This window comes from Listeria cossartiae subsp. cayugensis, assembly GCF_014229095.1.
Taxonomy (GTDB): domain Bacteria; phylum Bacillota; class Bacilli; order Lactobacillales; family Listeriaceae; genus Listeria; species Listeria cayugensis.
Window position 1 is genome coordinate 449,378 of sequence record NZ_JAARZC010000001.1, and the last position, 14,594, is coordinate 463,971.

The window sequence follows — 14,594 nt, forward strand, 5'->3', positions numbered from 1 at the left end:
AAAAATGCAAGCTTGGAAACGATACACCCAAAATGAATTAAATACGAGCAACCCCATTAAAAACACCATTTATATATACGAACGCTGTATTATTGAATTTAAAAAATTAGACAAAGCACTCGCACAACTACATTTTTCCGAAGCAGACCTAATCCTCGATAAAATGGAAAAAATCTTTGAAGAACTAAAATTACAATTAAATCCAGAAGCCGGGCAAGAACTTTACGATAATATTTTTGGCTTATACGAATGGATTTCCGAACAAATCCGTCAAATGCAATTACTCAAACAACCAGTAAATATTGACACCATCATTCATGTCATCACGCAGCTCAAAGAAGGCTACGAGGGAGTGATGAAACATGAATCAAGCAAAGACACATTTGGCTGAACTAAAATCACTGTTTCACTCGACGGGACAATTAAACGTTTCCCTCGAAGAATACCAAGCCAAACTAAATGAACTCCTAAAAAGCACCGAACATTTACCGAAAGAGACAAAAGAAGCGATTTTAAAAGAAACAAGAGAAGTGATTAATAAAGGTATTCTTTTCACCGAAAAACAATTAGAATCCACTGAAAATGCCTTTTCCGAAAATAAAAGTCGCAATGCCGCCAACATGAATTATGCGAAATTTTTCTAAAAGAAAGAAGGAAATGACAAGTGGAAAATTATACCACGCATATTGGTAACTACTTGAATTATCTCCAAACGGCTAACCAAGTAGCTTCTAATAATATTGCCAACGCTAATACGCCGAATTTTAAAGCAAGTGAAGCGAGTTTTGAGGAATCACTTGGCTCGAGTTTGCGCGCATCCAGCCAAAATAGCATCGAGTCTACCGGAAAGTTAACAAAAACAAACACGAAACACTTAGCCGGAACAGATACGGACGAAACAAACGCGAAAATCACAACCAAAAGCGGCTCCATCAACGAAGACGGCAACAATGTCAACGTTACTTCTGAAATGATTAGCTTAACTAAAAATAACCAAATGTACGCGCTCGCTATCAGTGCACTCAACTATAACTCATCCATCAACACAGCAGCCCGTGGAAAGTAAGGTGAACAACCATGTTTGAAGGAATAAACACAAGCGGCTCCGCGTTAAATGCTGCGAAACAATGGATGGAAGTAAGCTCCAATAATATCGCGAATACAGATTCAAGCGCCGCGCCTGGCGAAACACCTTTCCTCAGAAAACGCGTCGTATTATCCGAAATTACGCCATTCGAAACAGCCTTAACAGGAACAAAAGGTGTCAAAGTAAGCGAAATATCCAGTGACACCGGAAGCGTCAAACGTGTCTATGATCCAACTCATCCTAACGCCAATGAAGCAGGTTACGTCAACTACGCAAATGTAGATATGACAGCGGAAATGACCAATTTGATGGTCGGTCAAAAAATGTACGCGGCAAACACTTCTGCCCTACAAGCAAATGAAAAAATGATGGAAAAAGATTTAGAAATCGGCAAAGTATAAAGGAGTGTTTTAAGAAATGGCAATTGAAAGTATTAATGCAGCAAGCGTCTTGCCCAAAGTAACGCTTGGTGAAACCGCGAAAACAGACAATGCGGCAGGTGCCGGAAATACCTTCACGCAAATGCTGGATAGTATGAGTGATACACAATCAAACGCGCAAAATTCCGTATCAACCCTTTTAACAACAGGAGAAGGAAACGCAAGCGACGTACTCATTCAAATGAAAAAAGCAGAATCAGAAATGAAAACTGCTGCGGTCATTCGTGATAATGTAATCGAAAGCTACAAACAGCTTTTAAATATGCAAGTGTAGCGGTTAGACTAGTCGGGGGAGTTTTAGTCAATCGTCCACACGAGAAAAATGGAGCGAAGTTTTTAAGATGGCAAAAATAAAAACAATGTATTCGAAATTGAAGAATTGGCACAAAGGCGCGATTTTAGTCGGCCTTTTTGTCGTAGTCACGGTGTTATTACTCTACATGAACACGCCCAAAACAGAAGTTACTCTTTATAAAAATTTATCCGAAACAAGCCAGCAACAAGTCACCGATCAATTAGCCAAAATGGGCGTTGATTATACCGTTGACAAAAGCGGCAACATTTTAGTCGATGAAAAAGTGGAGACACTCGTTCGCGACAAATTCGCAGATCTAGGAATCCCATACACCGGCCAAGATGGCAATGATATTCTACTAAACAGTTCGCTAGGAGCCAGCGAAGAAGATAAAAAAATGCAAGAAAAAGTCGGCACGAAAGTCAATTTAGAAAAAGAAATCGTTCAAAGTTACGGAACAACTATAGACAGCGCATCTGTTCAGCTAACATTGCCAAAATCGAGTTCAATTTTTGAAGAAGCGAGCCAAAAAGGAACCGCCGCAGTAACACTAAAAACTAAAAACAACCAAACACTAACAAGCGAACAAGTTCTCGGAATCCAGCGCACCGTCAGCGCAGCCGTACCAAACGTTGCAAGCGATGACGTGGCGATAATCGATACGAAAAAAGGTGTTATCTCAGAAGCAGACACATCCAAAGAAGAAGGCAGCTCGGCCTATAAAAATGAAGTCGACATCCAAAACGCCATCGGAAAAAATGTGAAAACAGACATCGAAGGCACACTTTCTAGCATTTTTGCCTTAGATAATTTCCGCGTGAATACAAATGTCACGGTTAATTTTGACGAAATTAAACAAAATACCGAACATTATCCAAACGACGGCAAAGTCCGCAGTAACCAAAAAGACACATCAACAGACACATCGAGAGGCTCCGCAAACACCACTGAATCAGGCACCGCATCTAATGCAGACGTACCCAACTACACAGAACAAAATGGCGATGACACCAACACATATACGAGCGAAAAATCAAGCGAAACAACCAACTACGAACTAGATTCCACCATCCAAGAAATCAAAAAACACCCAGCCCTAGCAAAAACGAATGTCGTTGTCTGGGTTGATCAAAATGCACTAAATAAAAACGGCGTGGACATGGCCGAATTCACAAAAGCGGTCGGAGTTTCAGCAGGATTAACGCCTAACATGAGAACCGAAGAAGCTGGCGCAGACGGAGAAGCAGCCGCGACACCAACATTCGAAGGAACATTCCAAAACGGCGATGTTACCATCATGCCAATCCAATTTTTAGATAACCAAACGCCAGTAGAAAAAGATACGACCGAAAAATCAGCACCAGCAAGCAAAGCGTGGATTTGGTGGCTAGCAGGAAGTTTACTATTTGCGATTATCGCAGCAGGAATTATCGCCTACATCATCTTCCTTAAACGCAAAGAGCAGCTAGAAGAAGCTTTAGAAGCAGAAGAAAAAGATTATATTCCAGCCGAAGAAGCCATCATCAATCCAGAAGAACATCCAGATTTCAATTTCCAAACAGATGCATTCGATTTATCTGAACCAGAATTAAAAGCTCGCAAAGAAAGCTTGAAAAATAAACTCGGTGAAATGGCCAAAGAAGACCCAGGTCGCGCCGCAGCAGTCATCCAAAAATGGCTCAATGAAAGGCAGGAATGACAATGGCAGACACACTTAAAGAAACCTTAGAAGAAACAAACGCTGAATTAGAAACGGTTGAAACAGAAGAAACCGAAGAAAAAACAACCATTTCAGCAGAATCAGGTATTTCCCGACGTGAAAAAGCCGCACTTATTATTTGGAGCTTAGATGAACAAATTGCGACCGAAGTGGTAGATTTGCTTCCCGATGCATCCAAACAACGCCTTGCGCGCGAAATGGCCAAAATGAAAGAAATGGACGGCGGCGCAGTGGAAGAAGCGACTAGAGAGTTTTTAGGGGAACTAGAACTTCTATCTGGTGGTATTGCCAAACTCGACCGCGAACATTTACAACGCTTGTTCCCAGACATGACAACGGAAGAACTAAATCAACTCATTTACGGGGTAGAAGCAGAATCACGTATCGGCGAAACCGCGCTAGATATTTTACGCGAAATTGATGATGTCGACTCCTTGTTTACGATTATTAGCGATGAATCACCACAAACAATTGCGATGATTGCTTCCTACATGAAACCAGAAGAAGCGTCCAAACTACTAGCCTTACTACCAGAAGAAAAAATGATCAACACAGTTATTGGCATCGCGAGCTTAGAACAATTTGATAGCGAAGTCATGCAAAACGTATCTAACTTACTAAGAATTAAGCTCGACACCATGTCGAATAGCTCACTGAACAAAACAGACGGCATAAAAAATGTTGCGAATATCTTAAACAACGTTACCCGCGGTTTAGAACGAACAATTTTCGAACATCTCGACGCCGAACAAGCCGAACTTTCCGAACGTATCAAAGAGAAAATGTTTATGTTTGAAGATATTATTCTGCTTGATAACATGACCTTGCAACAAGTGCTGGCCGAAATTCAAGACAACAACAAAATCGCCCGAGCACTCAAAAACGAAAAAGAAGAGCTTAAAGAAAAAATTCTATCTTGCGTATCGAAAAACCGTCGCGATATGATTACCGAAGAACTAGAAGTCCTTGGTCCAATCAGACTTTCCGATGTCGAACAAGCCCAACAAGATATCGCCAATGTCGTTAAAAATCTAGAAAAAGACGGCAAAATAGTTATCCAACGGGGGGAACAGGATGTCCTTATCTAATCCACGAATCCCAAAAGGTAAAGTCACTTTATCCGATGTGAAAATGGAACTGTTTTATTTGGATGATATAGAAGAAACAGAAGAAGTCGAGTCACCCTACTCAAAAGAACTTGAACAACTAGAAAGCCATCAAAAAGAACTCGAAAAACACCTATCTGCCATCGAAATCGAACAGCAAAAATTAGCTAACGAAAAAGCAGCACTTCAAGCCGAACGCCAAGCCATCGAAGAATTAAAACAAGCCGCCGCAGTTGAAATCGAAGCGCAAAAACAAGCATTCGAACTAGAAAAAACACAAATCTACCAAACAATTACCGACTTTCTTTGGGACGAAAGCATTGACCTCGCAGAAAAAATTGTCCACCAAGCCATCGACACCCGCCAAATCGAGGTGTTACCAATGCTAACCGAAGTCATCCAAAAACTCCCAGTCGCTTTCGACAAACTAAACGTCACCACCCACCCAGAAACGTTAAAATCCCTAAAAGAAGAAAACACCGGCACAAAATACGATTGGCTTTTAGAAAATATTCATTGGAACTTCGATATGCGACTGGATTACGGCGAATTTACTGTAGAAGAAGAAAAGGAATACTTCGACTACCGCATCACCGAAATTTTCCAAACACTTCACAAACAAAATGCCGAACGGAAAATTCTAGGAGGCGATAAACCGTGAGCTGGTCGCCAAAAACCGCAGCATGGCAAGAACTAAAAAACACCGTCCCATACATCCAAAAAGGAAAAATCCACACAGTCCAAGAACAAGTCTATATTTCCAAAGGTCCCCAAGTGAAAATTGGCGATACCGTCATGGTCGGTGAAAACAAAGTACTCTGCGAAGTAATCTCCATCGAAAAAGAAAACAACATGTTGCTTCCATTTAACCAAAGCGATAAAGTAGCTTACGGCGACTGGGTATACGTGACCGATACGAAAATCACCATCCCAGCCGACGAATTCCTTCTTGGAAAAGTTCTCAACGCATCCGGTGACATTTTAAACGAAGAAGCAGGGACCGCCAAATTCAAACAAAAAATGCCACTCGAAGCACCGCCAATTCATGCTTTTAGCCGAGCAGAAATTACGGATACACTCGAAACAGGCATTAAAGCAATCGATGGAATGTTAACAATCGGCATCGGCCAAAAAATCGGAATTTTCGCTGGTTCAGGTGTTGGGAAATCTACCTTACTTGGAATGATCGCCCGTAACGCCAAGGCAGATATTAATGTTATCGGCTTAGTCGGCGAGCGTGGGCGGGAAGTAAAAGATTTCTTGCGTAAAGATCTAGGTGAAGAAGGATTGCGTAAAAGCGTGATTGTCGCGGCTACATCTGATGAAAGCCATCTTATGCAACTGCGCGCCGCCAAACTAGCCACTTCAATAGCGGAGCATTTTCGTGATCAAGGTAAAACGGTCCTTTTAATGATGGATTCGGTCACTCGTTTTGCTGATGCGAGAAGAAGTGTTGATATCGCCGTCAAAGATTTGCCAATCGGCGGAAAAACACTGCTAATGGAATCTTATATGAAGAAATTACTAGAACGTTCTGGTAAAACAAAAAATGGCTCGATTACTGGTATTTATACAGTCCTAGTTGATGGCGACGATATGAATGGCCCGGTACCCGATTTAGCGCGGGGGATTTTAGATGGACATATCGTTCTAACCCGTGAACTCGCCACAAAAAATCATTATCCTGCCATTGATGTTCTCGGCTCCGTTAGCCGGGTGATGGAAGAAATCGTTCCAGAAAGTCAGTGGAAATCTGCTTCGAAAATTCGCGAATGGATGAGTATTTACCAAGAAAATGAATTGTATTTTAAACTTGGAACAATCGAGCAAACAAGCGATAACGCGGCCATTTTTACAAGTAAAGAAAAGTCTTATTTCATCCACCAATTTTTAAAACAGTTGCGGGATGAAAGTGTTACGCTCGAAGAAACGAGTCAAATGATGGAAACGTTAGTATAACAAAGGAGTGCCGTGGATGAATCCAGTAGAACAAGTAATAAGTGCTAGACAAGCCGAGTTTCAAAGCGCGTTCGAAGCAGCGAAACAATCGGCCACCACATTTGAAACCAAATTAAACGAACGCTTAAACGCCACCACGCAAAAAACAACAACCAATGTGCAAACAGTCACCGATGCCGAACTAGCTCGTGCCCGAGAAGCGTACGAAGCGTTAATCAATAAATCCGAAACAAGTTCCACATCAACTACATCAAGCACGACACAGGCAACACCAACCGGCGAGCTAACCAACTGGAACAACTACCAAATCAAACCAATCAGCGCCGAAAACGAAGGGAAATATAGCGACTTAATTAAGACGGCTTCCGCCAAGTATGGTGTCCCGGAAGCGCTCATTAAACGCGTCATCCAAGTAGAATCCAACTACAATCCGAATGTTGTATCAAGCGCTGGCGCAACCGGCCTAATGCAACTAATGGCCGGCTCCAACCGCACCGATCCAGCTACAAATATCGATGCCGGAACAAAAGAGCTAGCGGGTTACATTAAAAAATACGATGGTGACCTAAGACTAGCTCTAGCAGCCTATAACGCCGGACCAGGCAACGTCCGCAAATACGGCGGCGTACCACCATTCAAAGAAACGCAAAACTATTTAAAGAAAATTATCGGATAAGGGAGAATAAACCATGGGAAACTGGCAACAAAAGTGGGAATCATGGCGCGATATGACCACAGCAATGCAACAAGAAATTAAAATTGAAGCTGCCGAAAAAGTGACTTCCTACATAAAAAACGACCAATTTGAAGAAGCGATTAATGTTATCAGACAAACCGAAAATCTCCTAAACGAACTTGACTTTGAAACAAAAATGAACCGCGTCGAAGAACAACTCCAAGCCTTCACATCTGACCAAGAAGCAGCTAAATCATTCGAGGCAAGCCAACTTCAAAACCTAGAAAAACCAACCACAAAAGTAAGCTTCGACCTTTCAAACGTGAAATCAGAAGCAATCAATCAATTCACCAAACGCGATTTCAACCTAGTAGACTCACACAACACCCACATGCAATTTCTGAAAGGCAACCGCAATTTTTACATGGACATTTTCAACCCCGAAGAAAGCGAAGAACATCACTATGCTAACCTCCATGAAAAATGCCAATACAAAAATATCGGATTTATTTGTCAAGATGATGCCGCAGCCGAAATCGCCACCAACCTAACAAATGAATGGCTTGAAACATTAGAAGCTCCTAAAAAGAAATTTTTAACAGTCAACATCGCCAATTTAACCGCGATGAAACAAAACCCAGAAGTACTATTTCAATAACCAAAAAGAGAGACGCTATTATGCGTCTCTCTTTCTAATTTTATAAAGCTAATTTTGTGATGCATCGATTTTTCGATCATAAATAGTTGCGATAACCCCAGCTATAATATAAAGCGCACCAGGAATCGGATTTATATATAAATCTTCTATTAGGTTGGCGCCTAACAATAGAATCCCACTAATAAATAGAAAGATAATTTTATTATTAATAGTTAGAGAACGTGTGAGGATAATGCAACAAAGACAATGAGCTAGCATAACAAATGCTGTCAAACTAATGACAGGGAATAAATTTATCGCGTCTCCCAGAGCTTTTAACGTATAAAAGGCAAAAATAAATTCTAAAAAACAGGCACACCATACTAAAGTTTTAATCAAAGATAACATATTATTTATTCCTTTCTAAGAAGTATAAGTAGATAGGTTGGAATTTAATTCTATTTTAGTATACTTTTATTCCTGCTACAAATGCAATAAGAATTGCTATCTTTTTTCTAAAAATCAATTGACAATCAATCTACTTTGTATTACTATATACTTGTACCTAGTAACAACTAGTAGAGGAGTGAATTCAAATGAAAGGACTTACCGAGTTACTCAAAGGTAGTTTAGAAGGAATGATTTTGGAGCGAATTTCTAGAGGAGAAACTTACGGCTACGAAATTACTAAATACCTCAACGACCTAGGCTTTGATGAAATCGTCGAAGGAACCGTCTACACCATTCTCGTCCGCCTGGAGAAAAAAGGATTAGTCGAGATAGAAAAGAAAAAGTCAGAATTAGGTCCACCGAGAAAGTTTTACACATTAAGCCCAGCTGGCGAAGAAGAATTAGCCGTTTTTTGGAAGCGTTGGGACTTTATTCAAGGGAAAATCATGCAAGTTAAAGGAGGGCAAGCATAATGTTTAAATGGTTTACAAAATACCGCGAAGAAAAACGAGACTATAAACTGTATAAAAAACGTATAAATGCTTTACCAGAGGACTACAAAACCGCAATGAAAGCTATCGAAACTTATTTATGGAACTTTGCAAAAGGAGCAGGGATGTTCGAAATCTTAAAAAACGTCCTTGAAATGTTCGAAAATGCCGCAGCAGACAACTTAGAACTGAAAGCAGTCGTTGGTGACGATTTAGCCGAATTCGCAGATAACTTACTAAGTGAATATCCAGAAGAAACATGGATGGACAATCAACGGAAAAAACTACGCAATTCGATTAAATAAAAAACAGAAAGCCTCTCAAACAATCATGAGAGACTTTCTGTTTTTTTATTTACGCTTCTTAACAACCTCTATAAATTCATCTAACGTTTCATGGGCTTTTATTTGCTCGTTACAAACATCGCTATCGTAGCAAATATAATTACCATTTGTCGTATAAACGCCATCACTCGACGATTTCGTTTTCGCCATAAAGAGCGATACTTTCGAATGCGAATGACAAATCGAGCAAACACCCTTTTGAATCTCCGTAGAAATAGTTCCGTGTACGCCGACCAAATTTCCGTCCTCGTAAGTCACGATATACTTGCGCTGCTGGGCAATATCATTCCAACCGTAAAAAGTATAGTCGCGCAAATCCAGTTTGGACCAAGCGGGAATTTTTAATTTTTTCGTTTTCGCAAAAAGTTTTTTAAGTTTCACATCGCTAGGCGGCGCGAAAGGAATCACATAGGCTTTTAACTCCTCTAAAAACGGCTCTGCTTCTTTGGTTGAAGTAATCGCATGGAGCTCGCTAAAAAGTGCCTGATGTTCTGCCAAAACGTCCTCCGGGAATAGCTCATTGATTTTCTCCTCCGTTAACGATTTTAACGCCTTCAACGTCGAAGTATCATTCGCGGACCGGTATGCGCGTGAAACATTGGCTAATTGATTTTTGATAAAATTATATTGGTATGGCTCGATAAACTCTTTCATTATAATTCTCCTTTAATAGTTTAATGTTGGTTAAACTAGCTGAAGGATTGAAGAGTCTATTTCACTCTTGCTTTCTAAACAATCCTAAAGCCATTGTTAGAAAGTCGAGAGCAGTGCAATTTTGTTTGCATCTCTTTGATCACCACCTTGCCTTCATTATAAGCACTTCTGAATTGTTCGTCAATTCTCTTTCATGCATAACTCACTCCAAAACAGGGTAAACGAACACTATTGGACATTAGAGAAAACATCCATGGGAGGAGAATATATAATGAAAAAAGTCAAAGCAAGTGAAACACTCGTACAAACATTAAAAAATTGGGGGATTGACCACGTTTACGGTTTACCCGGCGATTCGATTGATACCGTAGTCGACGCTTTACGAAAAGAACAAGAGGCGATTGAATTTGTTCACGTCCGCCACGAAGAAGTCGCAACCCTAGCAGCCGCAGCCTATACCAAACTTACCGGGAAAATTGGTGTCGCATTATCCATCGGCGGACCGGGCGCAATCCATCTATTAAACGGAATGTATGATGCTAAAATGGACCACGTACCAATGCTCGTTCTGGCGGGGCAAGTAACAACCGACGTCCTAAATACCGGCTTTTTCCAAGAAGTCAATTTGCCAGCAATTTTTGAAGATGTTGCCGTTTATAATAAACAAATTGATAATGCCGAAACGCTCGCAGATGTAGTCGATGAAGCGATTCGCACTGCCTATAAAGAAAAAGGAGTCGCCGTCCTAATCATCCCAAACGACATTCCATCACAAGTAATTAAAGCGAGCCTTGAAGCAAAACCAGTGAAATTTGAACAAGAAAATCCGCAACTAGATGAAGCGGCAATACAGGAAGCCGTAGCACTGATTGAGAAAGCGGAAAAACCCGTTATCTTAGCAGGATTAGGGACTAAACACGCTGGACCAGAATTAATCGCCTTCTCGGAGAAATTAAAAATCCCGATTATTCATTCCTTACCAGCAAAAACGATTGTTCCTGACGACCACCCAAACGCACTCGGAAACCTTGGTAAAATCGGCACAAAACCAGCCTATGAAGCCATGCAAGAAACCGATTTACTATTAATGTTTGGGAATGATTATCCTTATAGCGACTATTTACCAAAAAAACTGACTGCATCCAAATCGACATTGACCCTGCCAAAATCAGCAAACGTTTCCCGGCAACAGTTGGTTTAGTAGGCGATGCCGCAGAAATCATCCGCAATCTAACGACCCAAACAGCACCCGTAGAAGAACGTAAATTCCTTCAAGCGTGCCAAGAAAATATGCAAGAATGGTGGAAATGGTTAGAAGAAGACGTAACGCAAACAACCGATCCAATCGCACCAGAAGTCGTGATGGCCAACATCCAAAAAATCGCAGACAAAGACGCCATTTTCTCCATCGACGTAGGAACAGCAACCGTTTGGAGCACTCGTTATTTACATTTAACTCCAGAAAATGACTTTATCGTTTCCGCATGGCTTGGTACAATGGGATGCGGTTTGCCAGGAGCTATCGCTGCCAAAAAAGCATTCCCAGATCGCCAAGCAATCGCCATCGTCGGTGATGGAGGATTTTCCATGGTCATGCAAGATTTCGTCACAGCAGTAGGCTTAAATATGCCAATGATTGTCGTTGTGCTAAACAACCAACAACTTTCATTCATTAAATACGAACAACAATCAGCCGGTGAACTAAACTACGCCATCGACCTACCAGACATCAATTACGCAAAATTCGCCGAAAGCTGCGGAGGAATTGGTTTCCGAGTAGAAAAAATGGCAGACCTAGAAGCTGCTTTCGAAAACGCTAAACTAGCAACTAAACCCGTTATTATCGATGTTTCCGTGGATAGCGCAGCCGCTCCGCTACCAGGTAAGATTGTGATGGACGAAGCGCTCGGTTATACTAAATTCGAAATCCAATCAGTCCTAGAAGACCATCGTTTCGCAAAAATGCCACCGTTAAAAACGATTTTACGTAGATTTTTATAAAAAATAAATAAAAAAATAACAATATCACCCATTTTACGCCGATATTCACTAGTTTTTGCAATGTTTTTTATTAAAACTAATTATTTTACAATAAAATATAGAGTTTTTTTAAAAAATATGAGATAATAAACTAGAATTAGAGAATAGGAGTGTGGAATGGGTGAATTTAATTAAAAATCGTAAATTGAAAACAAAATTAAGCATCAATATTGTTATAACCACCATCATGTTAATCGGACTTGGCGCAACTAGTTTCCTAGGTTTTCGTCATGTAGCAACACTTTCAGATAATATGGTTGATAATAATGTCGCACCAATGAAAGAAATCGCAAAAATCCAAACAAACATGGCGCAAATCAATATCGACATCCTGACCATGTTCGACACTATCAACGGAAAATCAACACTTATCAAAGATATCGATAACTTGTACGCCGAAAATGACCAAGCAATCCATAATTTCAAAAAAGCCAATTTAACAGCAGAAGATAAAAAACAATTAGCTTATTTTGAAGAAAAACTAGCAGACATGAAAGCATCCGCATCTTCTGTAATCAGTGATACATCAAGCGCGCTAGACGACGCAGAACTACTAGGAGCCCAAAACAGATACTACCAAAATGTCAAAACAAAATTTGATGACGCTACAAAACAATTAAACGTTTTAAATGACATGAACTATAAAGAAGTCGAAAATTCCTCACAAGCAATTTCTGACTTTGGCGTGAAAATCAGCTTAATTTTCACAGCAGTTATTATCGCCGTGCTAATTTCCTTATTCATTTTCAACGCCTATATTACTAGAGTTATTCTAAAAGGAATTCGTCATCTGCAAACAGCCGTACATAAAGTAGCGAGTGGTGACCTATCTTACCGTAGCACTTACAATGGTAGAGACGAACTAGGCGACATTACTAACGACTTGAACGAAATGAGCGAAAACCTCCGCCTAATGATTGAAGACGTTAAAAAAGCGTCCACAGATGTGAAATCTTCGAGCGATAACGTCATTATTAGCTCTGAAATTATTTCCGCGATGACAACCGAAATGGACATCGAAATGAAAATGATGGGCGAACAAATCCAAACGCAAATCGGCAGCATGAAAGAAAGCACTGATGCGATGGATCAAATGACAGGCGGCGTTCAAAACGTGGCTGAATATGCCCTTAAAGTATCTGACTTAACAAAAGACTCAGCAGAAAAAACTAACGACGGAATTGCCGTTATTAATAACTTAGTGTCACAAATGGACCGTATTAGCGGTGTTATGCGTTCAAGCACAGACGTTGTTTCCCAACTAGTTAACCGCGTTGGCGAAGTCGAAAAAGCGCTAGATACTGTCACAAATATCGCTGACCAAACAAATTTACTGGCTCTAAACGCAGCAATCGAATCTGCGCGCGCCGGCGAACATGGCCGTGGTTTCGCAGTCGTAGCCGAAGAAGTCCGCAAGCTAGCAGAACAATCGCGTCTTGCTGTTGTAGATATTAATACCGTCCTGAAAAAAATCCAAACAGAATCAAAAACAACCATCGAAGTAATGAACACAGGTCTTTCCGAATCCGAAGCAGGCCAAAAAATCATTTCCGAAACAGAAGCAACTTTCACAGATTTACTCAACCGTGTTAATGATATTTCCGCCCAAATGCAAAACGTTTCCCAAGAAACAGAAGAAATGGCTGCTGGAATTGAAGAAGTCAACACATCAATTAGCGATGTAACAGAAATTTCCAACCAAATCGGTGAAAAATCCACTGCCGCACTTGAATTCGCGGAAGTAAACAAAATGAAAGTGGACGAGCTAGTCGTTATCTCCGAAGAAATGCAAAAAATTTCCGGTTCATTAGAAGGGTATATCGCCAACTTCAATACCGAAGTGAGCGAAGAAGCGGTCGAACTAGCAGAAGAAGCAGAATCAGAAACAAAAGATCCAGGAGAGCCAGTCCTAGCCGAAAATGTCTAGGTAGCATGTATCATGCGAATTTGGATAAAATCACTGCTTGTTATTACAGCATGTATATTTAGTTTGACCCTTCTAAATACGAAATATACCTTTTATTCACCAAACGTCAAACTCGAAAGCGCCAAAGTAGTTTACAAACTAGACAACGAACCTTTTAATGTAAGATTAGACGTCCCGTTAGTGAATCAAATGGATGCGCCGTCCCTTTTTAACGGTTGTGAAGTGACTAGTCTAGCGATGCTCTTACAGTTCGCTGGGAAAAACGTAACGAAAAACGAGCTAGCAAATAATCTCCCAACCACGCCAATCGAACAAAATGGTTTACACGGTAACCCAGATAAAGCGTTCGTTGGGAGCATTAACGGCGATAGCCCGGGCCTTGGTGTAAATCATACGCCAATCGCTAAACTAGCAGCGAAATACGTCAATGAAGCACACGTCCATGATATTAGCGGTAACAGCATTCACGATATCATCACCGTACTAAGCACCGGTGCGCCAGTTTGGATTATCACAACAACCGACTACCATGCGCCAAAAAACTGGCAAACCGTGCAAACCAAAGAAGGCGCAAAGAAAATCACGTATTCGATGCACAGTGTCGTCATTACCGGTTTTGATAAAAATTATTTTTACATTAACGACCCGTACGGACATAAAAATCGCGCCGTAAAAAGAAGCGTCTTAGAAGAAGGTTGGACCGCAATGGGCAAACAAGCCATTTACCTAAGTCGCCCATAAAAAAATCGTTTGAAAGCATGACGAATG

Annotated in this window: 17 protein-coding genes and 1 pseudogene; 16 read left to right on the forward strand and 2 right to left on the reverse strand. The window is 40.7% G+C overall.

The genetic code is table 11. The features are described 5' to 3' along the window. Window positions 1-4: 4 nt before the first annotated feature. The 11 genes from HCB49_RS02250 to HCB49_RS02300 all read left to right on the forward strand — a co-directional run bounded on the left by HCB49_RS02250 (window position 5) and on the right by HCB49_RS02300 (window position 7,941). Window positions 5-391, forward strand: coding sequence for a flagellar export chaperone FliS (locus tag HCB49_RS02250; RefSeq protein WP_009924584.1), 387 nt, complete (start codon window positions 5-7; stop codon window positions 389-391). Continuing rightward, on the forward strand, window positions 363-644 hold the full coding sequence (locus HCB49_RS02255; protein WP_185603983.1) for a hypothetical protein: 282 nt from the start codon (window positions 363-365) through the stop codon (window positions 642-644). Before HCB49_RS02250 ends, HCB49_RS02255 begins: the two co-directional genes overlap by 29 nt. Window positions 645-664: 20 nt before the next feature. Then, window positions 665-1,066: a flagellar basal body rod protein FlgB gene (gene flgB, locus HCB49_RS02260; RefSeq protein ID WP_185603984.1), complete on the forward strand. Its 402-nt coding sequence runs from the start codon at window positions 665-667 to the stop codon at window positions 1,064-1,066. Window positions 1,067-1,077: 11 nt separating this feature from the next. Next, a complete protein-coding gene (gene flgC / locus HCB49_RS02265; RefSeq protein ID WP_185603985.1) occupies window positions 1,078-1,488 on the forward strand; it encodes a flagellar basal body rod protein FlgC in 411 nt (136 codons plus the stop codon). Window positions 1,489-1,504: 16 nt separating this feature from the next. Then, a complete protein-coding gene (gene fliE / locus HCB49_RS02270) occupies window positions 1,505-1,801 on the forward strand; it encodes a flagellar hook-basal body complex protein FliE (RefSeq protein WP_185603986.1) in 297 nt (98 codons plus the stop codon). A 67-nt stretch (window positions 1,802-1,868) separates the two neighbouring features. After that, window positions 1,869-3,521, forward strand: a complete 1,653-nt coding sequence (gene fliF, locus HCB49_RS02275) for a flagellar basal-body MS-ring/collar protein FliF (protein WP_185603987.1) — start codon at window positions 1,869-1,871, stop codon at window positions 3,519-3,521. Between the two features lie 2 nt (window positions 3,522-3,523). Continuing rightward, the gene (locus HCB49_RS02280; protein ID WP_185390845.1) at window positions 3,524-4,630 is read left to right on the forward strand and encodes a flagellar motor switch protein FliG; all 1,107 of its coding nucleotides are present in this window, start codon (window positions 3,524-3,526) and stop codon (window positions 4,628-4,630) included. Beyond that, on the forward strand, window positions 4,617-5,309 hold the full coding sequence (locus tag HCB49_RS02285; protein WP_185603988.1) for a FliH/SctL family protein: 693 nt from the start codon (window positions 4,617-4,619) through the stop codon (window positions 5,307-5,309). The genes HCB49_RS02280 and HCB49_RS02285 overlap by 14 nt, the downstream gene beginning before the upstream one ends. Continuing rightward, complete coding sequence (gene fliI, locus HCB49_RS02290; protein ID WP_185603989.1) at window positions 5,306-6,607, forward strand: flagellar protein export ATPase FliI; 1,302 nt, start codon at window positions 5,306-5,308, stop codon at window positions 6,605-6,607. The genes HCB49_RS02285 and fliI overlap by 4 nt, the downstream gene beginning before the upstream one ends. A 16-nt stretch (window positions 6,608-6,623) precedes the next feature. Next, window positions 6,624-7,283 (forward strand): lytic transglycosylase domain-containing protein, encoded by a 660-nt coding sequence (locus HCB49_RS02295; protein ID WP_185603990.1) that lies wholly within the window; start codon window positions 6,624-6,626, stop codon window positions 7,281-7,283. A 13-nt stretch (window positions 7,284-7,296) separates the two neighbouring features. Continuing rightward, window positions 7,297-7,941: a hypothetical protein gene (locus HCB49_RS02300; RefSeq protein WP_185603991.1), complete on the forward strand. Its 645-nt coding sequence runs from the start codon at window positions 7,297-7,299 to the stop codon at window positions 7,939-7,941. A 48-nt stretch (window positions 7,942-7,989) separates the two neighbouring features. Here the strand turns inward: HCB49_RS02300 and HCB49_RS02305 are convergent, their stop codons facing one another. Beyond that, complete coding sequence (locus HCB49_RS02305) at window positions 7,990-8,328, reverse strand: hypothetical protein (RefSeq protein ID WP_070266114.1); 339 nt, start codon at window positions 8,326-8,328, stop codon at window positions 7,990-7,992. Window positions 8,329-8,516: 188 nt separating this feature from the next. On the opposite strand from HCB49_RS02305, the gene lftR reads away from it, so the two are divergent. Beyond that, the gene (lftR, locus tag HCB49_RS02310) at window positions 8,517-8,843 is read left to right on the forward strand and encodes a PadR family transcriptional regulator LftR (RefSeq protein ID WP_031645277.1); all 327 of its coding nucleotides are present in this window, start codon (window positions 8,517-8,519) and stop codon (window positions 8,841-8,843) included. Beyond that, complete coding sequence (locus tag HCB49_RS02315; protein WP_185603992.1) at window positions 8,843-9,166, forward strand: DUF1048 domain-containing protein; 324 nt, start codon at window positions 8,843-8,845, stop codon at window positions 9,164-9,166. The genes lftR and HCB49_RS02315 overlap by 1 nt, the downstream gene beginning before the upstream one ends. 45 nt (window positions 9,167-9,211) lie before the next feature. Here the strand turns inward: HCB49_RS02315 and HCB49_RS02320 are convergent, their stop codons facing one another. After that, entirely contained in the window at window positions 9,212-9,859 is a 648-nt protein-coding gene (locus HCB49_RS02320; RefSeq protein ID WP_185603993.1) for a FusB/FusC family EF-G-binding protein, read from the reverse strand. Window positions 9,860-10,130: 271 nt separating this feature from the next. Here HCB49_RS02320 and HCB49_RS02325 point away from each other — a divergent pair. The 3 genes and pseudogenes from HCB49_RS02325 to HCB49_RS02335 all read left to right on the forward strand — a co-directional run bounded on the left by HCB49_RS02325 (window position 10,131) and on the right by HCB49_RS02335 (window position 14,567). Next, window positions 10,131-11,860 (forward strand): annotated as a pseudogene (locus HCB49_RS02325) (pyruvate oxidase). Window positions 11,861-12,020: 160 nt separating this feature from the next. Beyond that, the gene (locus tag HCB49_RS02330) at window positions 12,021-13,826 is read left to right on the forward strand and encodes a methyl-accepting chemotaxis protein (protein ID WP_185481631.1); all 1,806 of its coding nucleotides are present in this window, start codon (window positions 12,021-12,023) and stop codon (window positions 13,824-13,826) included. Between the two features lie 12 nt (window positions 13,827-13,838). After that, window positions 13,839-14,567 carry a C39 family peptidase gene (locus tag HCB49_RS02335; protein WP_185603994.1) on the forward strand — a complete coding sequence of 243 codons (729 nt, stop codon included), beginning with the start codon at window positions 13,839-13,841 and terminating at the stop codon, window positions 14,565-14,567. Window positions 14,568-14,594: the final 27 nt, after the last annotated feature.